This window comes from Jeotgalibaca porci (assembly GCF_011299095.1).
Taxonomy (GTDB): Bacteria; Bacillota; Bacilli; order Lactobacillales; family Aerococcaceae; genus Jeotgalibaca; species Jeotgalibaca porci.
The window spans coordinates 754,254-780,119 of the sequence record NZ_CP049889.1; the positions used below are offsets into that span (position 1 = coordinate 754,254).

At 40.7% G+C, this 25,866-nt stretch carries 33 protein-coding genes and 1 tRNA gene; 8 read left to right on the forward strand and 26 right to left on the reverse strand.

The genetic code is table 11. From position 1 onward, the window contains the following. Window positions 1–88: 88 nt before the first annotated feature. Window positions 89–949 carry a nuclease-related domain-containing protein gene (locus tag G7058_RS03830; RefSeq protein WP_166062315.1) on the forward strand — a complete coding sequence of 287 codons (861 nt, stop codon included), beginning with the start codon at window positions 89–91 and terminating at the stop codon, window positions 947–949. Between the two features lie 1,445 nt (window positions 950–2,394). On the opposite strand, the gene G7058_RS03835 is transcribed toward G7058_RS03830, so the two are convergent. The 17 genes from G7058_RS03835 to G7058_RS03915 all read right to left on the reverse strand — a co-directional run bounded on the left by G7058_RS03835 (window position 2,395) and on the right by G7058_RS03915 (window position 10,512). Continuing rightward, window positions 2,395–2,757, reverse strand: coding sequence for an HNH endonuclease (locus G7058_RS03835; protein ID WP_166062316.1), 363 nt, complete (start codon window positions 2,755–2,757; stop codon window positions 2,395–2,397). 56 nt (window positions 2,758–2,813) lie between these two features. Then, window positions 2,814–3,203 (reverse strand): hypothetical protein, encoded by a 390-nt coding sequence (locus tag G7058_RS03840; RefSeq protein ID WP_166062317.1) that lies wholly within the window; start codon window positions 3,201–3,203, stop codon window positions 2,814–2,816. Next, window positions 3,203–3,418, reverse strand: a complete 216-nt coding sequence (locus tag G7058_RS03845; protein ID WP_166062318.1) for a hypothetical protein — start codon at window positions 3,416–3,418, stop codon at window positions 3,203–3,205. Before G7058_RS03845 ends, G7058_RS03840 begins: the two co-directional genes overlap by 1 nt. A gap of 35 nt (window positions 3,419–3,453) precedes the next feature. Beyond that, window positions 3,454–3,912: a hypothetical protein gene (locus G7058_RS03850; RefSeq protein ID WP_166062319.1), complete on the reverse strand. Its 459-nt coding sequence runs from the start codon at window positions 3,910–3,912 to the stop codon at window positions 3,454–3,456. Beyond that, entirely contained in the window at window positions 3,912–4,526 is a 615-nt protein-coding gene (locus G7058_RS03855; RefSeq protein ID WP_166062320.1) for a hypothetical protein, read from the reverse strand. The genes G7058_RS03850 and G7058_RS03855 overlap by 1 nt, the downstream gene beginning before the upstream one ends. Window positions 4,527–4,540: 14 nt before the next feature. After that, complete coding sequence (locus tag G7058_RS03860; protein WP_166062321.1) at window positions 4,541–4,741, reverse strand: hypothetical protein; 201 nt, start codon at window positions 4,739–4,741, stop codon at window positions 4,541–4,543. A 15-nt stretch (window positions 4,742–4,756) separates the two neighbouring features. Continuing rightward, window positions 4,757–5,110, reverse strand: coding sequence for a hypothetical protein (locus G7058_RS03865; protein ID WP_166062322.1), 354 nt, complete (start codon window positions 5,108–5,110; stop codon window positions 4,757–4,759). A 29-nt stretch (window positions 5,111–5,139) separates the two neighbouring features. Further along, window positions 5,140–5,514: a hypothetical protein gene (locus G7058_RS03870; RefSeq protein WP_166062323.1), complete on the reverse strand. Its 375-nt coding sequence runs from the start codon at window positions 5,512–5,514 to the stop codon at window positions 5,140–5,142. Window positions 5,515–5,531: 17 nt separating this feature from the next. Further along, on the reverse strand, window positions 5,532–5,906 hold the full coding sequence (locus G7058_RS03875) for a hypothetical protein (protein WP_166062324.1): 375 nt from the start codon (window positions 5,904–5,906) through the stop codon (window positions 5,532–5,534). A gap of 39 nt (window positions 5,907–5,945) precedes the next feature. Then, window positions 5,946–6,437 carry a hypothetical protein gene (locus tag G7058_RS03880; RefSeq protein ID WP_166062325.1) on the reverse strand — a complete coding sequence of 164 codons (492 nt, stop codon included), beginning with the start codon at window positions 6,435–6,437 and terminating at the stop codon, window positions 5,946–5,948. A gap of 34 nt (window positions 6,438–6,471) precedes the next feature. Then, window positions 6,472–6,633, reverse strand: coding sequence for a hypothetical protein (locus tag G7058_RS03885; RefSeq protein ID WP_166062326.1), 162 nt, complete (start codon window positions 6,631–6,633; stop codon window positions 6,472–6,474). Window positions 6,634–6,649: 16 nt separating this feature from the next. Further along, a complete protein-coding gene (locus G7058_RS03890; RefSeq protein WP_166062327.1) occupies window positions 6,650–6,841 on the reverse strand; it encodes a hypothetical protein in 192 nt (63 codons plus the stop codon). Between the two features lie 240 nt (window positions 6,842–7,081). Then, a complete protein-coding gene (locus G7058_RS03895) occupies window positions 7,082–8,425 on the reverse strand; it encodes a virulence-associated E family protein (RefSeq protein WP_166062328.1) in 1,344 nt (447 codons plus the stop codon). A gap of 5 nt (window positions 8,426–8,430) precedes the next feature. Next, window positions 8,431–9,336: a primase alpha helix C-terminal domain-containing protein gene (locus tag G7058_RS03900; protein WP_166062329.1), complete on the reverse strand. Its 906-nt coding sequence runs from the start codon at window positions 9,334–9,336 to the stop codon at window positions 8,431–8,433. Between the two features lie 85 nt (window positions 9,337–9,421). Next, a complete protein-coding gene (locus G7058_RS03905) occupies window positions 9,422–9,727 on the reverse strand; it encodes a hypothetical protein (protein WP_166062330.1) in 306 nt (101 codons plus the stop codon). A gap of 281 nt (window positions 9,728–10,008) precedes the next feature. Then, window positions 10,009–10,284 (reverse strand): hypothetical protein, encoded by a 276-nt coding sequence (locus tag G7058_RS03910; RefSeq protein ID WP_166062331.1) that lies wholly within the window; start codon window positions 10,282–10,284, stop codon window positions 10,009–10,011. Window positions 10,285–10,320: 36 nt separating this feature from the next. Then, window positions 10,321–10,512, reverse strand: a complete 192-nt coding sequence (locus tag G7058_RS03915; RefSeq protein ID WP_166062332.1) for a helix-turn-helix domain-containing protein — start codon at window positions 10,510–10,512, stop codon at window positions 10,321–10,323. A gap of 131 nt (window positions 10,513–10,643) precedes the next feature. Between G7058_RS03915 and G7058_RS03920 the strand changes: the two genes are divergently transcribed. Continuing rightward, a complete protein-coding gene (locus tag G7058_RS03920; protein ID WP_166062333.1) occupies window positions 10,644–11,354 on the forward strand; it encodes a helix-turn-helix domain-containing protein in 711 nt (236 codons plus the stop codon). 44 nt (window positions 11,355–11,398) lie between these two features. Beyond that, window positions 11,399–12,550 carry a site-specific integrase gene (locus tag G7058_RS03925; RefSeq protein WP_166062334.1) on the forward strand — a complete coding sequence of 384 codons (1,152 nt, stop codon included), beginning with the start codon at window positions 11,399–11,401 and terminating at the stop codon, window positions 12,548–12,550. A gap of 103 nt (window positions 12,551–12,653) precedes the next feature. Here the strand turns inward: G7058_RS03925 and G7058_RS03930 are convergent. Continuing rightward, a tRNA-Ala gene (locus G7058_RS03930) sits at window positions 12,654–12,724 on the reverse strand. 56 nt (window positions 12,725–12,780) lie between these two features. Next, window positions 12,781–13,788: an adenosine deaminase gene (gene add, locus G7058_RS03935; RefSeq protein ID WP_166062335.1), complete on the reverse strand. Its 1,008-nt coding sequence runs from the start codon at window positions 13,786–13,788 to the stop codon at window positions 12,781–12,783. A gap of 244 nt (window positions 13,789–14,032) precedes the next feature. Between add and G7058_RS03940 the strand changes: the two genes are divergently transcribed. Next, the gene (locus tag G7058_RS03940; protein ID WP_166062336.1) at window positions 14,033–14,380 is read left to right on the forward strand and encodes a hypothetical protein; all 348 of its coding nucleotides are present in this window, start codon (window positions 14,033–14,035) and stop codon (window positions 14,378–14,380) included. A 23-nt stretch (window positions 14,381–14,403) separates the two neighbouring features. Here the strand turns inward: G7058_RS03940 and G7058_RS03945 are convergent, their stop codons facing one another. Further along, a complete protein-coding gene (locus G7058_RS03945) occupies window positions 14,404–15,363 on the reverse strand; it encodes a Gfo/Idh/MocA family protein (RefSeq protein WP_166062337.1) in 960 nt (319 codons plus the stop codon). A gap of 11 nt (window positions 15,364–15,374) precedes the next feature. Then, window positions 15,375–16,619, reverse strand: a complete 1,245-nt coding sequence (gene uvsE / locus G7058_RS03950; RefSeq protein WP_166062338.1) for a UV DNA damage repair endonuclease UvsE — start codon at window positions 16,617–16,619, stop codon at window positions 15,375–15,377. A 354-nt stretch (window positions 16,620–16,973) separates the two neighbouring features. On the opposite strand from uvsE, the gene G7058_RS03955 reads away from it, so the two are divergent. Then, window positions 16,974–17,603 (forward strand): DUF937 domain-containing protein, encoded by a 630-nt coding sequence (locus G7058_RS03955; protein ID WP_166062339.1) that lies wholly within the window; start codon window positions 16,974–16,976, stop codon window positions 17,601–17,603. A gap of 207 nt (window positions 17,604–17,810) precedes the next feature. On the opposite strand, the gene G7058_RS03960 is transcribed toward G7058_RS03955, so the two are convergent. The 5 genes from G7058_RS03960 to G7058_RS03980 all read right to left on the reverse strand — a co-directional run bounded on the left by G7058_RS03960 (window position 17,811) and on the right by G7058_RS03980 (window position 22,958). Further along, the gene (locus G7058_RS03960) at window positions 17,811–18,734 is read right to left on the reverse strand and encodes an IS3 family transposase (RefSeq protein ID WP_166062103.1); all 924 of its coding nucleotides are present in this window, start codon (window positions 18,732–18,734) and stop codon (window positions 17,811–17,813) included. An 11-nt stretch (window positions 18,735–18,745) separates the two neighbouring features. Beyond that, window positions 18,746–19,066: a transposase gene (locus tag G7058_RS03965; RefSeq protein WP_166062104.1), complete on the reverse strand. Its 321-nt coding sequence runs from the start codon at window positions 19,064–19,066 to the stop codon at window positions 18,746–18,748. Window positions 19,067–19,330: 264 nt separating this feature from the next. After that, the gene (locus tag G7058_RS03970; protein WP_166062340.1) at window positions 19,331–20,950 is read right to left on the reverse strand and encodes a glycoside hydrolase family 13 protein; all 1,620 of its coding nucleotides are present in this window, start codon (window positions 20,948–20,950) and stop codon (window positions 19,331–19,333) included. Window positions 20,951–21,055: 105 nt separating this feature from the next. Then, window positions 21,056–22,267 carry an MFS transporter gene (locus G7058_RS03975; RefSeq protein ID WP_166062341.1) on the reverse strand — a complete coding sequence of 404 codons (1,212 nt, stop codon included), beginning with the start codon at window positions 22,265–22,267 and terminating at the stop codon, window positions 21,056–21,058. After that, window positions 22,254–22,958, reverse strand: a complete 705-nt coding sequence (locus G7058_RS03980; RefSeq protein WP_193567969.1) for an RluA family pseudouridine synthase — start codon at window positions 22,956–22,958, stop codon at window positions 22,254–22,256. Before G7058_RS03980 ends, G7058_RS03975 begins: the two co-directional genes overlap by 14 nt. Before the next feature lie 170 nt (window positions 22,959–23,128). Between G7058_RS03980 and G7058_RS03985 the strand changes: the two genes are divergently transcribed. From G7058_RS03985 to rpoN, 3 genes are read left to right on the forward strand one after another with little or no spacing between them, the layout of a single operon-like run. Then, window positions 23,129–23,977, forward strand: a complete 849-nt coding sequence (locus G7058_RS03985) for a nuclease-related domain-containing protein (protein WP_166062342.1) — start codon at window positions 23,129–23,131, stop codon at window positions 23,975–23,977. A gap of 7 nt (window positions 23,978–23,984) precedes the next feature. Beyond that, window positions 23,985–24,503 carry a hypothetical protein gene (locus G7058_RS03990; protein WP_166062343.1) on the forward strand — a complete coding sequence of 173 codons (519 nt, stop codon included), beginning with the start codon at window positions 23,985–23,987 and terminating at the stop codon, window positions 24,501–24,503. A gap of 40 nt (window positions 24,504–24,543) precedes the next feature. Further along, window positions 24,544–25,842 (forward strand): RNA polymerase factor sigma-54, encoded by a 1,299-nt coding sequence (gene rpoN, locus G7058_RS03995; protein WP_166062344.1) that lies wholly within the window; start codon window positions 24,544–24,546, stop codon window positions 25,840–25,842. Window positions 25,843–25,866 lie beyond the last annotated feature (24 nt).

Consider the following 25,866-nt stretch of genomic DNA (forward strand, 5'->3'; position numbering starts at 1 on the left):
TCAAGGTGAATTCCCTAAGATAAAAATAATTTAAATAAAAAAATGGTTTTCGCGATTTTTTGCTTATATATATGTAAGGAGGGATTCTATGTTATTAAAAAGTCGCGAAAAATCATTTGAGTTGGTGCAATTCGAAGCCTTGCGTGGCCGGATTGTATTTTCAGAGGAACAAGAACGCCTGTATAAGTATGTGACGGCTGGTTTTATGGGGGAATGTTTGTGTGATGAGATGGCTGAAAGTATGGCTGAGCGGGTGATTCAGCTTCGGGATTTGTTGTTGGCGAGTGGCGGTCGGACGTGTCAGGTTGATTCGCTGTTGGTTGTGGCTGGGAAAGTTTATTTGTTGGAGATAAAGAATTGGGAAGGTTCATTTGAGATTGTGGATGGTCGTTTTGTTGGTTTGTCGGCTTGTCCGTTGGCGCAGTTGCAACGTTCGAAAACGATTCTTGAGCATTTGTTGCGGCGCTATGGGTTTCACGTTGAGGTCGAGGCTCAGTTATTGTTTATAAATCCCAAGATAAGTTTGTACGGTTTAACGCGGCAAGAGCCCGCGCTTCTGCATCATCAGATTGAGCCTTACTTCCGGAGTGTTGGCGAGGGGAGTTTTTGGGACCAGTGGGATCGAAAGATTGGGGAATTCTTACTGCAGCAACATGTTCCCGAGAACCGTTTTGCTAATCCCGTCGTTTACGATCCTGGAACGGTTCAGTGCGGTGTAATGTGCGCAGGGTGTCGGGTGCGGATGCGCCCGTATGATTTATTGCGGTTGGAGTGCCCGACATGTGGGACGAAGGAGTTGAAGCGTGATTGTTTGGGGCGAACGAAAGCCGAATTTGAAGCATTATTCGCTAATAAACCCTGTTCGCGACATGCCTTGCATATTTGGTGTGATGGTTTGATTTCAAGACGGATGATTTACAGTCAAAAGGTGCAAGAGTCGAGGTTTTAGGACGAACCTTTGCACTGATTTGAGTTAAAACGTGCATAAGTGACCCGATTTTAGCTGACCTTTGCACGCTTTTGAGATAAAGCGTGCAAAGGTCTATTGTTTTGAATAGACTTCTGCACTAGCTATAATCCTCTCAAATAAAAAAAGCCACATCGCTGTGACTTGTCGGATAGTATGGACGATACGAGAATAAAAAACGACTATTCAACAATGAGTATAACGTTTCAAAACATTGTCCGAATAAGGTTCTTAATGCTTTCTTGCTTCATTACTAATCAAATAATATTAAGTGTTACGTACTCAATTACGTATTCAATTCAATCATGCGGGCGCATGGTTTTTTTATTTTAAAAAGTAGCCATTGCTGGCTACAAAGAGAGTAAATAAATTTTAGATAATTAGTTTATCTACTGTTATTATAGCAATCATACATATTGTTTACAAGCGTAAACACATTAATTAAATAACCTTTCGGCTATGATAGTAAAATGTTCTATAACACATTAAAACGGGCTAAATTCAATGCCTGGAGGGCTTTCAAGATATTTGTATGTAGTTATCCGTTAATATAAAGACACTGGCAAAGGGGCGTTTTTAATCAATTAAAAGACTACCAACTTGCCCACTTGTTGCACCCCCTGCAATACAGCAATTACTTCAATAATTCCCCTAGCCATTTTCGATTAAATACCGCTTCCCCTGGATCAATAACAACAAGCTTATTACCCTCTATACCAATAGTATAATTCTCATAACCTATTGGCGGTTTTGGCAAAGAACGTTTAGCGGTTGTTTCGTTGGTAAGTGTACGGGAATGAGTTTGAAATAGCGTTAAAATGCGTTTCCTCGATACGTGAAATATAAAAAAACTATGGATCATACTCAAAAAAGGACTGCGCTATTATACGCAATCCTCATAATTACTTTATAAAAACTTCCCACCCGTTGCCCGTTCAATCGCTTCTTTTTTGCCCTTTAAGTATTGTTCATGGCGCTTCTGTCGTTCCATTCTCTGCCCTGCTCGGAACCTTTTGCCCGCTATCTTGTTATAGTCGGGGTTACGGTCTAACCACTCTTGGCGCTTTATTTGTGCGCCTGTGCGCCTACAATCATCGCTACAATACTTTGCGTTATTCTTTGGTCTATCGAATAGGCTACCGCATATCGTGCATGTAATGCCATATTTCAAGGGTTATACGCTCCTTTCTGTTGCTGGTTCAATTCCTTATTACTGGTTAGAATAGTTTTCGTGAGAAAATACTCATAGTACAGCTGGATGTCAGCGTTGCAGGGTCTTGGGGTTCCCCTCCCCCCATCATTCCTACACAATCTAAACAGTAAAGGAATACTTTTTATTTTTTTTAATTAATTTATTTTTCAAAAATATTTTTTTAATTTATTTTTTTAATTTTATTTTTTTATTTATTATTTTGTTCGTGCGCTTACTAGTCATTACCCTTGTAAGTTGTCCAGTCCATTGACCATGGTAAATTTCTGTTCGGGTCGCCCTCGCTTGCGCTGTCACTTGCGGTTACTTTGTTATTCATAAATAACTTATCGCTCTTATCATTGTTACAAACGTTGTGAACAATCTGCATGTTATCAATACTGGACGGGTGCCCACCTCTGGATACTGGTATGATGTGGTCGGCTACGGGTGCTAAGGGGTGCGGGAACGATACATTATAATTCAATAGCTTACCGCATAGGGCGCATACTTCTGTAACCTTCATCAGTTTCTTTTTATTCTTTAGGTATTGCGTGTTGTGTGCGCCTATCTTGTCCGCTCGTAATGGTTTCTTTGCCATGCTTCCACCTCCTAATAAGAGGGCTAGGGATTGCCCTAACCCTCTTTGGTTGTCTGTTATAGATTTAAGTTACCTAACATATTCTTTAATGCGTTGTGCTTCTCTTCTTCTTCTGCGCTCATCAATCCGTTACGCTTTCTAATCTCTGCTTCGAGTTCCTTCTCGGCTTTCGCTTTGGCTAGCTTTACTTCTTCATTGGCTTTGGTTTCTTTTTCTTTATGAACATGTTTGCTTACCTTGTCCATGAAGGCTTTCGCTTCCGCCTGCTTCTTTAGTTGCTGGGCGTGTGCTTCTTCTCTAATCTTCCGCTGGTGTTCTGCACGTTCTGCTTCTGCCTTTTCTGCGCCCTCATACAGTGCGCCAATGTCTAAAATGCCACCTGTACGCTCTAACTGGTCTGCTAGTTTGTTGCTGTTCTCAATTCGTTTCTTAATGTCTTCGGTCATTATTTATTCGCTCCTTTTACTTTTTCTAATTGGTTTGTACTCATTGTTAATACTTCGCCTGTGTCTAATTGAATGTCATAGGTTTTAATGTCATTACCTTGTGCGGGTTCTGCCGTTTCCGTTAATTTAATAACTGTTGCTGGTACTCCTTTGTAATAACCTGCTATCGTGCTTTGTACTCTGTCGCCTACGTTTAATTTGTTTTCTTTAATCATTATTTATTCCTCCATTTTTTTATTATTCGTTCTATTCAGTAAGTTAAATCTTGCACCATGGTTCTTAATGGATCATACGGCTTTTTCTGTGGTGGTTGTGCTAAAGGTAGTAACTCTTTAGGTTTTTGCATATAACTTGCCAATCGTTCTGCGTCCGCCTTTAATTCATCTGCATTTGTTCCGTTAAGTTTTCCTGCTAATTCATAAGGGATACCATGCTCTGAAGCTACTTGCATTCGTAACATATCCGCTTTATAGCTTTCAATCTCTTGCTTACGTTGCGCTATTTCTGTTTCGTAATCCATACTTTCAAGCTTGTTAATCTGCTCTTGAAGTTCGATAACTTGTTGTTGCAATGCTTCAGTATCTTTTAATAATTCAGTTGTATTTGTTTTTTCTGCCATTTCTTGCCTTGAGCGTCCATGCTCTTTCATGATTTCATTAATGACTTCTTTTTTTTCTATTCCTAATTCTTCTAGAAAGCTACGTTTCATTATTCGTCCTCTCCTTCCTCTGTATGTTGTTGTAGCTGTAATGCGCCATGTCCATTAGTGATATATTCTAGCCAATTGATAAGCGAGTAATCACGGTACTTGTTTTCTAAGCTATCTAAGTGTACTTTCGTTCCTGTTACGGTGGTTGTTTCTGCGTGATCCTTGTAAAGGGTATGTTGCAATTTATGTAACAACTCTTGCCCTGCTTGTAACACTGGCTCAAAATCTTCTTTAATCTGCACCAACTCTTTAAGCAATGCGCCTGCTTTTGCTTTGCTTTCGTTGTTTAGCTGGTCTAGTTCCGCCATAATGCGGGCAGTGTATGCGGTGTAATCTTCTTCACTGATATAAGGATCGTTCTTAATCTCGTCCAGCTTGGCTAAATAGAAGTCGGCAATATCTTTTGCGGTGCGTTGTTCTTGGTTCGCTTTGGCAAATGCTTTTGCGTTATCCTCCTGCTTCGCTTTAATCGCTTCATTGACCGCTTCCGCTTTGCTGGCTTTCGCTACCTCAACTTCTTCTAATAGCTTGCCCTCTTTCTCTTTACCTTTAAGAAGGAATGCGGTTAATTCTTCATCAATTTGTTTTAATGTCTGCATTGTTTTGTTTGTCATATATTCATGCCCCTTTAATATTTTCTAGTTTGTCTTTCTTCTGCTAACTGCTTCTTTAATTTGTTTCTTCTTCTATGGTTGCGCCTGTTCTTCTTAGTGCTTGGCTTCATGTAATAAGTTAGGCTAGTAATTAAGCTTGTGTTTTTATTTAGTTCTTTGATTGCTTCATCTATTTCTTTTTCAGTCAATGGTCTTTGGGCTGTTATCATCTTCAATGGTTCGCCCCTCATCTATAAATTCCAATGCTCTAAAAAATCGCAAATAGTTGCTTCAGCCTGTGAGTAATCTCCACTCCTTAAGTCGTCCAGTGCTAAATAAAACATTCTTTTTGTATCGCTTCTAAAGTATTCGTCAATCGCTTCTTCTTCTTCAAGATCAATTAGTTTCACTTCATCGCCTGTCTTATTAGAAAAATCGAATAAGTATCTGGGTGTATTGTTATCTCCGTTATAATACTCATTATGTTTCAAGAGAAGCCTAGTATGTTTTCTACCGTCTAAGCCATTCATCAACTCAATCAACTGATTTTTACTAAATGCTTTTGATTTATATAAATTGTTTCCTTGATACCAAAGACCTTGCATTTAAACCACTCCTCAACTTTGATAAGCTACTACATCAACTGCTTATGTCTGCCCCTTTCTAGTCGTTCTAACGCTTCATAACGTCGTCTGTTTTTTTCTAGCGTTTCTTTTAGCATTCTGTCGTTGCGTTCCTTCAATAAAGGCTGAACGATAGAATGAAGTTTCGCTTCAATTCGTGTACGCTCTTTTGTATAGCGGTAATCCGTTAAGCCATACTGTTTGCTCATAACTTTATCTGGTTGGGGTTTACCATCTGTTTTTATGTATTTTTCCATTAAGAATGAACGTTCACTTTCTGTAAGTTGCTTCAAGCCATGATATAAGATTTTGAGTTCTTCTTTATCGTTTTTTGACAAACGCTCTAGCTTTATACCCCACGCCTTTAAATAATGGTTGTATGTCATGTTGCACCTCCGATTACTCATTCCCTCGGTATGTATCTCAACCCCGTTATGATGTCCTCACGCCCTTTATCTCGGCTTACTTTCGGTGTATCTGCGAATGGAACAAAGCCCGTTTCTGCATGTAATTTGTCCATTTCTGGTTTGATATAACCATTAAGCTTTGTTTCTATTTTTCTGCGTTGTTTCCTATAATCTTTTAGCGAAATGCCTGTTAAATCGCTACCTTTTGAGTCTGTTATCTTGCCTGTTTTATGGTGGTAGTGATTAGCTAAGAATTGCCGTTCTGCCTGCGTTAATTGGCTCAACCCTTTGTAAAGGTTCTTCATGTTCTCAAAGTTGATATAGTCCAATTTATCCGCTTGCTGGTCGTATCTATGCCAATTATTTAGCAAGTATTTCGTTGCTTGGTTTTTTTGTGCTGTTTTTATTTTTTACACCCCCAATATATGAAGCATTTCATTAAAGGAATCTTCAAAATTATCTTCTTCCAGCGGATTAAGTCCGATATAAGGAGCGGGTTTTACCTTGTCAAAACGATAACTAACCGCTTCTTCAATCTCTGCTATTTCTTCTTCAAGTAAACGATCTAACTTGTCGTTTATGTGCGGTGCGTGTTCCTTGTACTTAAAGAAGTAGTAACGCCTGCTCTCTCTCGATATTTCTTTTAAGAAGCGGTTAAAGTGTTTTAACTTAAATTTCATGATGGTTATATGTCGTTCTGCGTTCTGTTGGGCTGATACGTGATTGATTACCTCTGGTTCAATTCTGAAGGCTACCCTGCGTATATCTTCATCTTCAATGTAATTGGAGGGATAACGGTTTATTTCTCTGTAATTCCGCTCCCTCTGCGCCATGCGTTTACGTGTTTTAATAATGCGTTTATTCAAGTAAAAATAACTCTCGATTAATCCTTCATCTACCACCTACCCACCACCAATTAATTAATTCTAGTGTGCGTTATACGTTATCTACGCTTGTTTCGATACCATGCAAGCCACTCTTAATATTTCTAGCCACAACTAACTGCATTGCATAATCAATTAGTTTTTCTTTCGGTAAATCTTGAAAGAGTTCTTCTTCCTGCAATACTTCTACCATGTCTTTTACTTCGTCTAGCATTTTTTTATCTCCTTTTTCAGAAAGTATCTTTTGTAGTCAATTCCATATAGTCCGATTTAATGAAAATGTGTCTTTTACCGTTAAAATCTTTTATTGTTACCCTTACCATGTCGTTGTGATCTATTTCTATTACGTTATCTTTGCCCACTTCATAAGTACGGTATGCCATACCATCGAAATATTTCACTTTTGCGATTTTATCTAACATTTCGGTTTTATCTCCTTTTTTGTAACTTGTAACTGCCTGTGTAACCCTTGAAAGTGTTGGTACACAAGGGGTTTTTTCTAATAGTTACAAGTTACATTTTTTTATACACTATCTGATATACCTATATACATAACCATTTTTAAAAATTTTTATATAATGTAACTTGTAACCAAAGCTATATAATCGTTGTTATATCAACATTTGTAGAAGTTACAAAATAGTTACAAGTTACAAAACTTTTCATTTTTTTCTAGCGTAACCCCTAACGGTTTTCCCGTTGATTTTCACTGGTTTAGCTTCCCAACCGTCTATATTGTCCAAAAATAGTTTAACTTTTTTGCTGATGTTTTTTTCGTTACGGTCGCTGTTCTCAACTTTCATGACAACTGCCATGATTTCTTTTACTGTCGTTTTAGATATGAGTTCTTCTCCATCAACTTTCCCTTCTTGATATTCCAGGAAGTGATTTCTCTTTTCCCACTTTGTAAAGTTGTACCATTCTTTCGGTACGGTCATATTCAGATAATCTTGAATATCTTCCATGGCGGTACTGTATTCGGTTGCCTGTTTACGGTATTCATCCGCAATAGTATCAACTACAATATCTTCTGAATCTGTTTTATCAATGTACGGTTTAATACCATCTTTATATAATATGAACGCCTCCGCCCAAATTTGTTGAATGGTGTATTTGTCCAGGGTGAAAACATTTTTAGAAGGTTTCCCTTTTGAATGTAGTGGGAAGAAGCGCCTATTACCTGTAAAGTCTGATAGATACTGTTCTGGGTTTGTCGTACCAATAAAAGCAACTGTCCGCTTCATGGTTTGAGTTAATCTTTCATACGGGAAGCGTACTTTATCCTCACTTGCACTTATGAAGTTCTTCATGGTATCGGTATCTGTGGATCTCATGCTAGATAACTCACCTAATTCAACAATCCAAGTACCAACCAATAGCTGGTAATCGTCCTTGTTTTTTCCCAATCCTTTTAATGAATCGGTGAAGTATTTCCCGCCCAACTTGCTGGCTAAGGTACTTTTTCCCAATCCTTGCGCACCTTGCAAAACGGGTACAATCTCAAACTTTGAACCTGGTTCATATATACGTTTTACTGCACCAGCAAGCCATTTTTTTGCAACTGCCCTGGTATAAACATTGTCCTCTGCTCCCATGTAATCAATGAATAATGTTTCTGCTCTGGGGCATTCGTCCCATGGTGTACGTTCAATCAAGTCTTTCACGGGATGGTATTTATTCTGGTGGGCAACTTCTTCTAAGGCTACAAACATATCATCCTTAGTAAACTTCATGTAAAGTTGCTTCTCTACATCTAACAATTTTTTGTTAATGAATTTGTCATTAATCGGCTCTTTATTCATTTCAATTTCATGTGTAAATTCATTGAAAGTTAGTTTTTTATGCGCTGGATCTGTTTTTAGCATGATGACCAGGTTCGTTCTAAATTTTAGTATGTTCCCATGTTCATCCGTCAAATACAGTGGTGAAGTATTATCCTTCAGTTTTTTGGACTGCGCTTTATCCGCTTCTTGTGCGATTTCTTTCAGTGTATCGGGTAATTCCATTTAGCTTACCTCCTCCCTTTCTGATTGTTTTTCTTCGTGATACTTTCGATAATTTTCAAGAATTCTTTATCATCTAATGGTGGTTCAACGAATTGCTGGTTCATCGTCCAAAGAAAGCCCATCGCTAAACTTGGTTGCATGTTTGCCCGCAAAAGCGTTCCGTATGCCCTCGCCATAAAGCTATTGCGTCCGCCTTCGCTTACGGATTCTGTTAGTTCTTCTAATAACTGAATGACTTTCCCTTTACCGTTTGTGGTGCGTTGATAACCCGTTTGTAAATTGAAGTTATGGCTGGGCTGTTTTTCAAGTTCCCTCTTGTACTCGTTTGAGTTGGTAATTTTTTGAAGAAATACATCTACAGGGATAGCTTCGCCACGGTCGTGGTATATTCGGCTCACATGCTCGCTGTACTGCGTTATCACGGGTGCGCCTTGTCCTTGTGACCATGTTTTATTACTGCTGTCAAACGTGAAATTAACGCCTAATTCCAAACTTATACCAAACAGTAATTTTTCATATTCTGTAGCATTTACCGAACGATCTAACTCCAATACCAACCGATAGCGGATATTATCTTCTTTGTATTTCAAAGTTGGATATAAGCAATAATTACACCCCTTCAAAATTTCATTGACTTTGGAAAGGAACGTTGCTTCTGATTCGTGTATATCGTCAAAATCGAGAAGCAAAAGACTGCGACTGAATACATTCTCGTTATTCCTTTTTAAGTTTCCGGTCATTTGTCCAGCAATTACAATATTCATTTTAAATAGCTTGATTGCCTTTTCTTCATCTTCATTAGTAGGATATTCAAACCGCTGTGGCTTGTAATCCTTAAAGAAAGTAAAGTCACGTGCTGTCTTGATCTCTTTCATTGGACGGTTTGTCTGGACTGTATTTATATAAATCATGTCGCCCCCTCCTTCCCATTTTTTTCAACATTAATATTTATCCCTTGCCATCTTTGTGGCTTTGTTAACTAAATCATTCCACCAATCAGTTAAACTTCTTTCTCGTGTTCTCAATTTCAAAAGCATCATCATTTTCTGCCAATGTGAAACTGATTTCGTTTAAATCTCGCATGATTTGTTGGTTTCTATTAAACATCGTGTCTGTTAAATCATATAAGGCTTGATAGCGTACTGCTAATTCGCCCGGATTAAGTTGTCCAGCGTGAGGGACTAGGTTCAAAGCGTGGTTATATAGTTCGATTGTTTCTCGCATATCACTTAATATATCGCCCATTCTCTTTAGTTCATCTACTGTTAAGACTGTTTCTGTCATTTCATTTTGTTTTGTCATGGTTATTCTCTCCTTATATCTGGTTTTTTGTGTAAAAACTGGTATTATAAGGGAAGTAGATACTCGAATAGCTACAACCCTATGCGCTTTGGAAATGTCAGTTTCCTTTGCGTTTTTTTGTTCATAAATTCTTCATTTCTGCCACAATTTCTTTTACAACTTTTTTCATCTGATACATTACTCCGAATGTGATCCAACTGATTATCACTCCAGCAATGAAAGCTTCCTGTAATACATTCATTTTTATTCCTCCCACCATAGTGCCCGCTATGTGTGTTTTTTTATACCTTGTGTTTGTCTGCAAACTGGATAAAATCTTCTAAATCGATATACTGCGAATCTCCTAAAACCACTACTTTTAAGCCTAATTCTCGGATGAATTTCTGCAAAGTATTGAAGGAACAACCAAAAAATTCACAAAACTCCGATTTCTTGTAGTATCTTTTTTGTGGTTTTTGCCTTACTTCGTTAATGGTTTCAGTAACTATTGAAATGACTGTTTCTGTAATTTGTTGTTGCATTTTTTCCGAAAAGATTTCAATATTTTGATTTTGCATAGTCTTTTTCACCCCTTTTTTATTCTTAGTGAATAACTAATTCTTAAAAAAAATAGAAGGATTAACTTCATAATAATGAGATAATTTTTCTGCTTGATCTATCCGAAGTTTTTGTTTACCTGTTTCTATTTTGTGGTAACCAGCTGGATACTTATACCCTAATACCTCTGATACATCTTTTAATCTCGCTCCCTTCTCAACCCTTAATTCTTTCAATGTGGAAACCATGTCCTCACCCCTTTTTATTCTTATTGAATAACTCTACAGCTCTTATTCTAAACGAATAAAATAAAAAGTCAATGGTTTTGTAGTATTTTTTATTCTTTTAGAATATAATGTGATGTGAGAGGTGATATTTTATGGATTTTAGCCAAAGATTAATTAATTTAAGAGAAGAAAAAGGTTGGAGCAAAACTGATACAGCTAAGAAAATTGGTGTTTCAACAGGTGCATATGCAAACTGGGAATATGGGAATAGAGAGCCTACTAGGAAAATGTTTAACAAACTAGAAAAAATATTTGAAGTCCCCGAATCCTATCTAATTACAGGTTCGCTTGATGATCTTGCAGAACACTTGATAACCAAATTTGAAAAAGAGTTAATTGATGAAGGAAAATTAAATAAAGGTGTCATAGAATTAATAATTAATGATATTAATAGTAGAATGTTCCCTAAATTATTCCCTCGTGGTGCTAAGGATGCAGAAAGTTTAAAGAAAGAATTTGAAGAATACAAAAAAGATGCTCTTGAAACGTGGACTAACTATGATAATTTAGATTATGAGATAGTAAGTAGAATACGGTATGCTTTGAGTAGTGATATAAGCGATAACTTGAAATATTTTTACTCTGACTTTTACGAAAGTGATGATAATAGGTTAAAGTCCGATAAAAGAATAACTAATAAATCTGCGGATCTAGTAAAAAGACTTGAACAACTTGATCGGTTTCAACGTTCCTATATAGAAGGTTTACGTCACTTAGAAAACAAAGAAGTTATTGCTGAATTAGATAAGATTGAAGATTATACTAATGCAATTGATAATAAAACAGGTGTAATAAAACTTTAACCTCCCCCACCATGTGCCCGCATGTAACAAAGGGGAAATTAATAATGGCAACAATTAAAAAGTACACAAAAAAAGACGGTTCAACCGCCTACATGTTTAATGCTTATCTTGGTACGGATCCAATGACTGGTAAGCAAAAGCGCACCACTAGACGGGGTTTCACTACTGTAAAAGAGGCTAAACTTGCCCTCTCACGCCTTCAAGTTGATATTGAAGAGAATGGCTTTACCAAACAAAAAAGCACCACGTTCAAAGAATTATATGAATTATGGTATGAATCGGTATACAAGAATACCGTCAAGGAATCAACCAGGGTAAAGAAAACAGAAATGTTCACTAATCATATCTTGCCCGCCTTTGGGAAGCTGAAGATTGATAAAATATCAGTGAAGTATTGCCAAAAGGTGGTTAATCAGTGGTGTGAGAAATTGGTGGCTTATCGAGAAGTTAAGAATAACGTTACCCGTGTTCTGGACTACGCTATCACGCTGGGGTTATTGGCTGACAATCCTATGAAAAAAATCGTTATGCCTAAAAGAAAAGAAGTCGTAAATGATGAGAAGATAGAAAATTACTTTTCTAAAGATGAGTTGCAAACTTTTCTGGATTATGCGAAGCAAGACTTGCCTATGAAATGGTTTGTATTCTTTCGGTTACAAGCCTTCTCTGGCTTCCGTAAAGGTGAAAGCCTTGCCCTCACGTGGCGGGATATTGATTTCAAGGCTAATACCATTGCCATAACCAAAACGCTTGCTAGGGGCGAAAATAACACGTTAATCATACAAACCCCAAAGACTAAATCAAGTGTCCGCACCATCTCAATAGATACCACTACAATGGCTATCTTGAAGGAATGGCGCAAAAAGCAAGCGCTGGATATGTTCAAAATGGGGTTCAATACCAATAACGAAAAGCAACTTGTTTTCTCTACGCTGGATAATAAGCCAATCAATCATTCAAATACCACTAACTACATAAATAAGGTAATCAAGCGGTATGATCTAAAACCTGTAACGGTTCATGGTCTACGCCATACGCATTGCTCACTGTTATTTGAAGCAGGCGCACCTATCCAAGTGGTGAAGGAACGTTTAGGTCACTCTGATATTCAAACCACCATGAATATTTATACACACGTAACTCAAAAAGCAAAAGAAGATACTGCTGAAAAGTTTGCAAAATATGTTAATTTCTGACGGAACGTATTCAATTACGTATTCAAACAAAAAAATAAGCCTTCAAAACATGATAGAAATGGCTTCATATCAACGTTTTAAAGACTTATCTTATAAACTGTAATGGACGATACGAGAATCGAACTCGTGCTACTAGCATGCCATGCTAGCGTACTCCCGCTATACTAATCGCCCGGGATCTTCAGCGCCTATGAAGCAACGCTAAAGATAATTATAGCATATGAAATTATTTAATCCAGATACGGTGCGTAAGCCTTCTCCAGTTGCTCGGTGATGGTTTGTTTAATGGCAGTAGTTGCGAATGAGTGCGCCATCGCATCCATATTTAATTTCTTCATTTCTGCATAAGTCAGATTGCAATATTCGGCCATAAGCAGGTATTCCTCGCTAAGTGTTGTGTTGGAGACAGTTCGATTGTCGGTGTTTACGCAACAGGGAACATTTTCATCAATAAAAAGGCGGAGTGGATAATCTGCCAAGGTCGCGACTGCATCTGTTTGGACGTTACTCGTTGGCGCAACTTCCAACAACACATTTTGCTCGCGGCACAGATCTCGCACACTTTTATCGTTTCGGATTGCAACGCCGTGGCCAATCCGTGTTGCCCCGAGATGAATCGCATCAACGACATTATGCGGGCAATTGCATTCGCCGGAGTGAAGCGTTAGTTGGAGGTTCGCGTTTTTCGCGGCCGTCACTACTGTCCCGATTTCTTTATTCGCATCAGGTTTTTCGTCACCGGCAAAATCAAATCCCACTACAAATGGATTATTATATGTCTGAATTTGCTCAACAAGTGCTAAGTTAGCGGCTTCTGTGTGATGGCGCATCGCACTAATTAACAGATTGACTTTAATCGGGAAATCAGCCATTCCAGATTCAAGTCCGCGAATAACTGCAGCCAACACTTGAGGAATCGTCAATCCACCTCGCGTATGTAAGGGCGGCGCGAAACGCAATTCTACATATGAAACATTATCGGCAGCAATCGCAGCAATGGTATCATACGTCGCCTTCTCTAAATTCTCCGCTGTCTGTAGGAGCGGTAAAATTACATCAAAACTGTCGAGATAGTCTTGCAAGTTCAAACATTTTTCAGGAGCTAAAGCTTTTTCAATTTCGCCTGGCGCATAGTCTGCCTCTTTTGCAAATTTGCGCAAAGTTGTAAGCGGAACTGAACCGTCCAGATGGCAGTGTAATTCCACTTTTGGTAGTTGGTTGATGATTGTCTTCTCCATTGGTCACAACCTCTCTCTTTTAGGTATTAAGAGATATTATAGATTTTTAGTGCTGTTTTGTAAACTGCTTAAAATTCCTACCTATTATTAAATACATATCTAACAGTGCGGTATTTGGTAGAGAATACAGGTAGAATACCAGTCAATGCTTTACGGATTTACAGGCGGTTATGGCCGAAGTTGGAGTTACAACTGATGATGTGGTGATTGATTTTTACCCACTTTCAGATATGAATGGGAAATGATGACCGATTCTTTGCCCAATTTCGGACATGAGTGGGCAATGATGACCGATTCTTTGCCCACTTTCGGACATAAATGGGAAATGATGACCGATTCTTTACTCACTTTCGGACATGAATGGGAAATGATGTCCGGTTCTTTACTCACTTTCGGACATGAATGGGCAATGATGACCGATTATTTACTCACTTTCAGACATGAATGGGAAATGATGACCGGTTCTTTGCTCACTTTCAGACATGAATGGGAAATGATGACCGGTTCTTTGCTCACTTTCAGACATGAATGGGAAATGATGACCGGTTCTTTGCCCACTTTTGGACAAACAAATAAACACTGCTGCGGGTGAATATCCTGCAGCAGTGTTTATTGTCAATCAAACGGGTAAACCAGACCCCACTCTTCTCGGAGGGTGTCCATAATCGTGATAACTTGACGCGTTTTTTCGAGGGTTGGGTTATCAGCCTTGTCTAGGACCATATTTGTAAAGTTATTAATTTCATGTGTGAAGGCGTGCTCGGAATCGTCCGCATCAATAGTGGTTTTATTGCCATTTGGATCGGTAAAGACTGCTTGTTTGGCACGCGTGTAACCGGCGATTTCGAAGTAGCCTTTTTCATATGCAACCACGGCAATCTGCGGCAGTTCCGTTGCAAACGAAAGCGTGACGGTTGCCAGTTCTTTTTCTTTATTTTTCAAAAGAATCACGGATGTTTCGTCGACGCCCGCTTCGTGGATATCGCCGAAAGTCAGAATATTCGTGGGCGGACTGGTCAGGAATGTGAGTGCAAAAGTGAGCGCGTAGGTGCCGATGTCGAAAAGCGCCCCGCCAGCGAGCTCGGGTTTGTAGAAATACATCGGAGAGTCAGCGTGACGAACGGATGCGTACGGGACATGGATGTATTTTAGCTTGCCAAGATCCTGATTCGTAATCCACTGCTTCAATTGTGGGTAAAGCGGTACATGGAAAATCGTCATTGCTTCAGCCAAATACAGATTCTTCTCGGTCGCAAGTTGTGTCACTTCGTCGAGTTGTTTCCGACTGGTCACCATCACTTTTTCAGAAAAGACGTGTTTACCTGCACCTAAGCATAACTTGATATGCTCATAGTGATGGCTGTGCGGCGTTGCAATGTAGACTGCATCGATGGATTCGTCCGCTAACATTTCCTCATAGCTGCCATATGCGACAGGAATCCGATGTTTTTCGGCGAAAGCAGTGGCTTTGTCGAGCGAACGGGATGCGACTGCATAGAGTTCCGCCCGCTCAGTTTTGAAGTAACGTGCGAAATCCTTGGCGATATTTCCGGCTCCGAGTATTGCCCATTTCATAAATGTACCTCCTAGAGATATAAATAAAGTGACTGAAGTAAGTAATCCACTTCATATTTTGTTGCAAGTTTGAGTAAATGACGCTTGAGGGCTGCTGGAGAATCTTTAGCCAAATTTCGCTCGTACTGTCTACGCTCAGCCGGCATCGCTTGTTCTTTAAAATAGCCCCAGACATGTGCTGCTGTATTGGTGATATAGCCAGGATTTAGTGTGGTGTCCGCTAATGCTGTTTCAATCAAATAGTAAAATTCACGAACCGGATAACCCGATTTGTCTTTTAATAGGGTGCGAATTTCTTGATAGATGGCCGGTGATTTTTCTAAAATGGCGTATTTATATTTACCCCATTCTTTTTCTAAATGCTTGATATGCGGTTCGTCGCGCAAGGCGTTGATGCATTTGACGGCTGAAAGATTTTTATCTTTCACTTCCAACATGATTGAAATAGTTGGATCCGGCAACTGGTGAAAGAATGCGAGAAAAGTTTCCAGTTTAATGGTTTGCGTATGAGCACCGGGTTGTTTCGTCGGGTCTTGTTGCGAGTAGTGGATTTTTTGTTTCCCGTCTTCCGGCAGCCACGTTTTCGCAACTTCTGAAATCCATTCCGCTTCTGTTTTAGTAGTCTTCGGCAAGTTAATTGCGTGGTGAAGATTGTCAAAAACAGCGGGAATACGGAGTTTGTGAGCGAGTGTCAAGACCTCTTCAATCGTATAGGACCGCTCATCATTTTCAATAATGAGGCGATTTTTGACTGATTGCGGCAGACGTTCAAAATTGTGAGCAAAGCGCGCCATTGCAACTTCTTTATCACCATAAACACCGCCGACATGTAAAATAATCTTGTTCGTTCGGTCCGCTTCGAGCGCCGTCAGAACTTTATCATGGTAAATTAAATCCTCGATTGCCCGCTCTACCACGTCTTCACTCGGCGAATTTAAAACGGTATATTGTCCGGGATGCATCGAAATGCGCATGCCGGATGCTTTTATTTTTGTTGCGAGTTGACTGAATTCGTGTGCATGGATGGAGCGCCAATCGAGACTATTGACCGGACTCGATCCAAAAGGAATCAAGTCGGAGCTGATTCTAAAAAGCTTGATATTATTTTCGATATTATAATCAATCATGCGGTCGAGTGCAGCTAAATTGTGAGCAGTCACCTCAGTCAGTTTTTCAGGTGTGGCAAATTTCATTGTAACGCTGCGTTGATTTGTCCCGGGTGTTCCGATATTGAGACAGGCATAGCCGATAGACATGTGGGTGTTGCCCCTTTCCAAAGTATTGATTCGTATAATGTAGCTTAAAATGCGATTGCTTGCAAAGGTTTGAACTCATTATATCTTCTAGCCTTTTAGTCCGCTGGTTGTATTCGTATCGGTAATATAGCGTTGGAAAACAATAAAGACGAGTAGAAATTTTTTACTCATTTTCTATTCCTCCCTATAGTCATGCTATCAATCCAATGTAAAATTAGATTTTCTGTTCGCGCTTTCATTTTATCCTGTAGACTGTAATAAGCGAAAAGATAACTCTTTCAAAGTGTTTTATTTGAGTAGTAGCACCGTTTCTAATAAAATGAGAATACAAATCAAAGAAACGAGGTAAGTAAAATGGGATTATTTGATAATGTTGGAACGTTGTTAGATTTATTTGTCGATAATGATCAAGCTGCTGAGAAAGAAACGTTGGCAAAACGTGCTGATGTAAGTAAGAGTGACTTTGGTAAAGTTGCGGCTGTCGGTTTGCCAGCCATTTTACAAGCACTACAACGGAATTCTGCAGACGAAAAAGGCTTGGCTTCGTTGGAAGCTGCGCTGACTAAGCATCAAGATGTCAACACGTATTCTTCCGTAAACCAAGTTGCCGAGCAAGTGGATCCGGAAGATGGCGATAAGATTTTGGGGCACGTTTTTAATGATAAAGGGTCAATTATCGACCGCATCGCGCGTTCTGTGGGCATGTCCCCTGCCGCTGTAAAACGTGTGTTGGTCTTGTTGGCGCCTGTCGTATTGAAATATTTGGCAGATCGTAAAAACGATAAAAAGTTGGATACAGCGGGCTTACAAAAAGAAACACAAGCCGCTGCTAAAAATGCAACAAAGTCATTGGAAAATGACGGTCGTAAAAAAGGCTTGTTAGGCGACCTTTTAGGTGGTCTGATGGGTAATAATGGGGGAAATCATTCTGCTAAAGACAGTGATGACGGGATTCTAGATGATATCTTGAAAAAGTTTTTATAGAAATATGATGTAGCCGGCTCCGGTTGATGGAGTCGGTTTTTTTGTTGATTTAGAAAATGGTCTGCACAAGATTGGGCTTTTTAGCTGAACTTGTGCAGACTATTTACGATTGTCTGCACAACATTGAGGTATTTGGCAAAGGTTTGGAATTATGTCAAGAAAATGGACACTGAAAAAGAGAATACGGTCAAAAAATAAATGAATAAATCAAAGAGCGCAGGCAAGATGCGAAAGACATTCATAAAGAATTTTTTTAGGATAAGAAGCGCTCTTTTCGACGACTTGATACCGATATTCAAAGTTATCCGGTGAAAGGTACTCATTGTTTGAGTGGCGACGAACTGAGTTATAGAAAGAAGAAATGAACCAGTTTATTTTATGAGTGGCTTCTTCTTTTGTTCTGAAAGAATGCCGGTACACCCATTCTTTCTTGAGAGTCGCAAAGAAAGATTCCATACAAGCATTGTCATAGGGGTTGCCGCACCTACTCATACTACTTTTTGCCTTGATACTTTCTAACTTGTCGCGGTATTTATTCGAAGCGTATTGGCTTCCACGGTCCGAATGATGGATTAAATTGCTACCAGGATTGCGGAATAAGATGGCCATTTCAAGAGCTGCCAGTGGGCCTTCGGTCCGCATGTGATCAGTCACTTCCCAGCCTATGATTTTACGCGAATAAAGGTCCATGACACTGGACAGATATACCCACCCCTCACTCGTCCAGATATAGGTCAAATCGGATACCCACACCTGGTTTGGTTTTTTAACTTTAAAATTTTGGCGCAGAAGATTACGAGATACAGGATAGGCATGATCCGAATCTGTTGTGATGACAAAGTTTTTCTGCTTGCACGCGTATAATCCCAATTCCGCCATGAGACGGCCCACGGTTTTCTCCGATACGTTATAACCGGCTTCTTCCATATCTTTCTTAATGCGAGGAGCGCCATAGGTGCCGAAACTTTGGTGGAAAGAGTGTGTAATATCTATCTTCAGGTTCTCGCGAGACTGTTGCGTTTCGGTCAGTCCGCGCTCTTTCGTGGTAAGCCAATTGTAATATCCGCTCTTCGATACCCCCAAAGCTTCGCACATCCCCACAATTGAGAATTCACCTCGGTGGGCAGCCATAAACTGGAATTTTAATCCGGACTTTGCGTGAAGACATGCATCGCTTTTTTTAGGATGGCATTCTGTTCTTCTAGTTTGGCAATTTGCTTATCTCGTTCCCGTATTTCTTTTTCAAAGTCGCTCACAGTTTTAAATCCCGCCTTTGGCGATGGATTCTGAGGCTGAGGCTTAAAAACGGATTGGTTTTTCTTATACATACCAACCCATTTCTGAAGTGTGGAGTGAGAGATGTTCAATTCTCGGGCAAGTTCGGTGACTTTTCGCTTGTCTTCAACGACTAGACGACAAAGATAATCTTTATATTCTGGATCGAGATATTTACCAACCATCATGAACACATCCTTTTTTTGATTAACCCTATTATAATAAAAAAATGGCGGAGTTGCTGTGTCCACTATTTAGACTACCTCAAGGTTGTGCAGACTTTAGGAAATAGTCTGCACAAACCAGGCCGTAATTTCAAAACTTGTGCAGACTATTTAAAAACCCGACCTGGAAACAGTTTCCAAGTCGGGTTTTCTTATCATTCCAGTCCGGTAGCTAACGAGATACCGAACCGACTTTCAATGTATTCCCAAATTCAGGTTAACTCTCGTCTAATGCGCAACCTTGACCGCAAAAGTTTCATAAGGCGCCAAGATTATTCCTTCCAACTGTCCATATTCTTTATCATAATTGGAAATCACTGTTTTTGTTGCGATTTGACTTAATTCCAACGTAGTCTCATCCGCGCTCATGTTCCCAACAATCAGCCACGTTTCGCCTTCGTATGCTCTTTCATATGCAAAAACTGTCGGATGCTCCGGCAGAAGTAGCGTGAATGTTCCATAAACCATCAACGGATTTTCTTTTCGCAATGCGATTAGTTTTTGATAGGCGTAGAAAATGGAATCTTGCTCTGCCAACGCTTCGGCTACATTTATTTCCGGGTAGTTCGGATTAGCAGGAATCCAAGGCTCGCCATTCGTAAATCCGGCGTTTTCACTTGCGTCCCATTGCATCGGCGTCCGCGCATTGTCGCGGCTCTTTGCATTTAGCGATGTGAAAATAGCCTCCGCGGCATACCCTTTTTCCAAACGTTCATTAAACAGATTAATCGTTTCGATATCCCGTGCTTCGGAAATATCGGTAATGATGCGATTCGTCATTCCTATTTCTTCACCTTGGTAAATATAGGGTGTTCCCTTCATCATATGTAAAAGAATCGCAAACATTTTGGCGCTCTCAATGCGAAATTCTGTATCATTACCCCAACGTGAGACAATACGCGGCGTGTCATGATTATTCCAGAACAGGCTGTTCCAGCTGGCCGCATCGATTTCCGTTTGCCATTTGGTCAAGGTTTTTTTCAAAGCCACGATACTCAGCGGCTGTAGGTCCCATTTTGAAGTTCCTGGTTTTTCGTCGAGTCCGATATGCTCAAATTGGAAAACCATCGCTAATTCGTTGCGATCCGGGTGAGAGAAGAGCACCGCATTTTCGGGCGTTGCGCTCCACGTTTCACCGACTGTCATCACGTCATAGTTACCAAATGTATGTTTATTCATTTCCTGTAAATAGTCGTGCAATCTCGGTCCATTCACAACAATTTTTTCGTCCGGTACTTTCCCGATATTGTCAATCACGTCCATCCGGAATCCGGCAATACCTTTGTCGAGCCAGAAGTTCATCATGTCATAAATTTTGTGGCGCATTTCTTCATTTTCCCAATTCAAATCGGGTTGGCGTTTACTGAATAAATGTAAGAAATACTGCCCGCTTGCTTCGTCAAACTCCCAAGCAGGGCCACTGAACACAGAAGTCATATCGTTCGGCGGGCCACCGTCAACCGGGTCACGCCAAATATAGTAATCACGATACGGATTTTCTTTGTCTTTTTTGGCTTCCAAAAACCACTCGTGCTCGTCGGAAGTATGATTCACAACCAAGTCCATAACGATGCCGATGTTTCGCTTTTTCGCTTCCGCAATCAAACGGTCCATGTCGTCCATCGTACCGTATATCGGGTTAATCGCTTGGTAATCACTAATATCATAACCATTATCGTCAAGTGGCGATTGATACACCGGACTCAGCCAAATGACATCCACCCCTAATTTTTCCAAGTAATCCAGTCGTGAAATAATTCCTGCCAAATCACCCATTCCGTCATGATTGGAATCTTGGTAACTCTGCGGATAAATTTGATATACCACACTATTTTTCCACCAGCTCATTGTCTGCCCCCTACTTTTTATTCTGTCTCTATCATAACAAACCGCGATAGCGCTATCAATGAAAGGCATAGAAAAAGAGATGCCGATTAAGGACATCTCTGGTTTTTATTTGATACTTTTATTTGCCATCAGCATGAGAACGGCAATCAGCACTGTTACGGCAATTGAACCGATGAGAGCAGCAGTGTATCCGCCGCTTAGGTCATAGCTGAAACCATAGATAGATATGGCGAAAGCTGCTCCGATGTTTTGAGTAAAACTCACGATGGGAAACACTCTTCCAAAATGCTCAATTGGGTAAAGGTGCTTAATAAACAGCGCTACACCAACTGCAGTCAGACCATAAATCGCTCCAAATAGGAAACTTCCGCTGAGCATCAAAACTTGGTTTGCGCCAAAGAGCATCAGGACAAATCCGGCGGCAACGGCTACGAGCATGACCATGTTTGCGAAGACAGCACCTTTGCTGTCATTTAACACCCCGATTAATAATTTAAATAAAATATTTGCAATCATTGCAGTGGAGATCATCATTGCTCCGGTCGTCGCTGTGAACGAAAAATCAGTCGCAACTCCGGGTAGATGTTGGACCATCCCTGTCAGGGCAGTGGCAAAAATACTCACTAAAATAACCAATGCAAAAGTAGGCGTTTTATAACTAAACGGTTTGACTGCGGATTTAAAGTCACCTTCTTGAACGGTTTTAATTTGCTCACCGTCTTGGTACGGCTCCAGCCCTTCTTCTTGCGGAGATGCCTTGTAAGGAATTAATAATGCCGGCAAAGCGAAAACGAGGTATAGTACCGCTTGGATCCAGTACCCCGCCTGCCAACCGCGTGATTCCATCAAACTAGAAACAATCGGCGAAAGGATGGCTCCGGCGACGCCACCGAAACTAAACACTAAGCTGGTAACCAGCCCATGCTTGGAAATGAACCAGTTATTGATTAAAAATTGGAGGCCGACAAAACCAAAGAATGCCGATGCGAACCCTCTTGTAAATCCGAGAATGCTGAACATCCATACTTGGGTGGAAAAGGACATTAAGAGCGTCATGACTGCAGCGACAACGCTGGCAATCAAAACGAGTAGACGGTAATCCATTTTTTTCAAAAAGACGGGAACGGAAATGGAACCCATCGCAATTCCGATACTGATAAAAGTAGAGTGCAAGGAAAAGGCTCCGGTCGAGACCCCTATCGCCTGGGAAACAGGCTGAATATAGAGGCCGTTCAAATTAATATTTAATCCCACCGATGAGGAAGCAAGGGCACAAGCGATAACAGCAATCAGGAAATGCTTTTTATTTTTGGTCATTATGTTCTCCTTTTATTGTATCCGTAAATAAATTCCACGGATGCTGATTCGGCGGCAGTGAGTGGACAGTTAAGGGCTCTTTTTTCACAGGATGGTTGAAATGTAACTTGGTCGCCCACAGTGAAATCTGTTGACCGGGTTTATTTAACTTCGAACCGTATTTCTGATCGCCGAAAAGCGGTGTGCCATTTGTTGCCAGCTGGACGCGGATTTGGTGCGAGCGGCCGGTGTGTAAATGGACTTTCAATAGAGAAAAGTTTTTAGCCGTCATCAGCGTTTCGTAATCGAGGATAGCTTTCTTAGCCTCGGGATGGTTGGCTTTCACGCTGTAGACTTGGTTTTTTTGACGGTCTTTGTACAGGTAGTGCGTGAGGATACCGGCTGGTTCTTTGGGGGTGCCATGAACCACGGCGAAATACGTGCGTGTGATGGTCTGACGGCGCATCATGTCGGACATCCGAGAAGCGGATTTCGACGTTTTTGCGAAGACCATAGCCCCACCGACCGGACGATCCAGGCGATGTAGTAGGCCCAGGTAGACATTCCCGGGTTTTTGATAACGGTGTTTAATATCATCTTTCAGCATTGTAAAGAAGTCGACATCTCCACTGGCGTCGCCTTGAACCGGTATGTTCACAGGCTTTTCAACCATAAGCAGATGGTTATCTTCATACAATATTGGAATTTTCAATGGTACTGATTCTCCCTTAAAAATAATGCTTCAATCATACCACAAAAACGGGGGCGGTGCTCGGTGGCTCGGGACTTCTTTATGGGAGCAAAAATTTTTTTATTTTAAAAAAAGCTTTTCGACATTTTTTGCTTATATATAAGTAGATGGATTTTTAAGGAGATGAAAAAATGTTGGTAAAAAGCAGTGAGCAAATTGAAGCGTTGGCAGTGATGAAAAGCTTGGATGGGCGTATGGCGTTTGGCGAGAAGGATGAGCGGTACTTCCGAAATTGGTTGAGTGGTGCTTTGGGTGAACAGATAGTGGAAGATGGCGCGGCGTGTTTGGATGGGTGTGTGGCGCGGATTCATGATTTGGTGATCGTCGAGGACCGGACATGCCAAATTGATGCGTTGTGGATTGGGAGCCAGACGGTTTATTTGCTGGAAGTGAAGCATTGGGATGGGGTGTTTACGGTGGATGCACAAGGCTTTCAGGTTATTGTGCATGACCCTCTTTCTCAATTGGAGCGAACCAAGCGGATGGTGGAGCGTGTTTTAAAACGCATGGGTGTGGGCTTGATGGTTGAGGCACGGTTGGTATTTACCAATCCGAATATGACGCTGTATGGGCTGAGCGAGGAAATGCCGATTGTCATGCCGTCGCAAATTGAGCGGTATTTTCAAAAAATCCGAGTTGCGGAAAGTCCGATATCCGAGTGGCAAATTCGACTCGGAAAAAAGTTGGCTGCGTTACACGCAAGTCGTAATCCGCACCAGAATCTGATGGCTTACAGTCGCGAATCCGTGCGCGCGGGAATTTTGTGTGGCGTGTGTCGGGTTCCGATGAGTGTGCGGTGTCGGTGGAAGTTGGCGTGCCCGAAATGCGGGATGGTCGAGAAGAAAGCTGATGGCTTTTACCGGACACAAAAAGAGCTGGAGATTCTTTTTCCCGAAATTGCGCGGAAACCGGTGGAATTGCGACGGTGGATGGGAGATATGATTTCGGAAAAAACTATTTATAGACTAACTCGGACATGATTGCTTGATGATGTCCGGTTTTATTGGCTTATTCGGACATGGTTGTAGAACCATGTCCGGATTTGTTGGTTTAATCGGACATCATTATAGATTCATGTCCGGATTTGCTGGCTTAAGAGGACATCATTATAGATTCATGTCCGGATTTGCTGGCTTAATCGGACATCATTATAGATTCATGTCCGGATTTGATGGCTTAAGAGGACATCATTATAGATTCATGTCCGGATTTGATGGCTTAAGAGGACATCATTATAGATTCATGTCCGGATTTGATGGCTTAATCGGACATCATTATAGATTCATGTCCGGATTTGATGGCTTAAGAGGACATCATTATAGATTCATGTCCGGATTTGATGGCTTAAGAGGACATCATTATAGATTCATGTCCGGATTTGATGGCTTAATCGGACATCATTATAGATTCATGTCCGGATTTGATGGCTTAAGAGGACATCATTATAGATTCATGTCCAAATCCGTAATGATATTTATATACATATCGAAAGAAGCCACTTTGTAACCGTTTTATGGTAAAATAAAGCCAGAAAGAAGGGGTTGGTATGAAGTTTAATCAGCAATTTACGCAGAAGCAAGCGCAAAAACAGACGTTTATTCCGAACCTCGTACAAGGGATGGAAATGCTGCAACTTAATCGAATGGAATTATCTACTTATCTAAATAGTGTATTACTTGGCAATCCTTTTATAGAGATGTCACTAAATGAACCGTTAACGATTTCAGCGAAAGACGTGTCATCGAGTGATGTTTCAGCCGTTATCGAGCAAACCTCCGTTTATGAGGCGTCTTTGTATGAATTTTTGCAAGAACAAATTTATTTGTTGTACCGCGATACGCCGCTTCGGAAACTGATTTTTTGGTGGTTAGAGCAGTTGGATCCGCGTGGGTACGTGACAAAGACACTGGAAGAAGCACAAGCGGAAACAGGGGCTTCAGCGATTGCGGTTTTAGATGGCTTGACGTTAATGCAGCAACTGGATCCGGCCGGGATTGGTGCGCGCACCTTGCAGGAGTGTTTGATGCTCCAAACTGAGCGTGTGGAATTTGCGCCGGAGTTAGCGTATGTAGTTTTGGAAGAGCATTATGAAGATTTGATTCAGAATAATTGGCAAAAAATTGCGGACCGTTACGAGACGGATACAGAAGCGATTGCCAACGTGTATCATTTTGTGCAACGGTTGTCGCCGGCTCCCGCTGAAGTATTTGAAGCGCGGACAAAAGCTGTGCCATATATTGTGCCGGAGTTGATGGTAACCTTGGAAGACGGTGCCCTCTCGATTCGCGAGACGAAGTACAAGACACCATTGCTTACTTTGAATACAAGCTATTTTGAAGAAATGAAAGCCGTTGATGATCCAGAAGTAAAAGCCTATGTGCAAGCGAAGAAACAAGAGTTTGATCAACTGCAAGCGAGCTTGATGAAGCGGAAGGAAACAGTTCTAAAAGTTGGAACGGCCATATTAGCCTATCAACATGCCTATTTCACGGAAGACGCCCGTTCATTGAAACCTCTTCAGCTGAAAGACCTTGCGGAAATGTGCCAGTTGAATGAATCGACGATTAGTCGGACCGTTCGCGAAACATTCGTGCAGACGCCAAAAGGAGTTTTTGAGCTCAAAGCCTTCTTGTCGCGCCGGATGCAAAACAGCGAGCAATCACGCGATGATGTTCTGAGCACCTTAAAAGCTTTGATTGCAAAAGAAAATCCAGCGAAACCTTATTCAGATCAAAAACTAGTCGAACTGTTAGCTGCAGAAACAATTCAAGTCTCACGTCGCGCCATTGCGAAATATAGACAAGAATTAAATATCCCCTCCTCAAAGGATCGGAAAATTAAATAATAGCGTCATACAAAAAACTCCCTC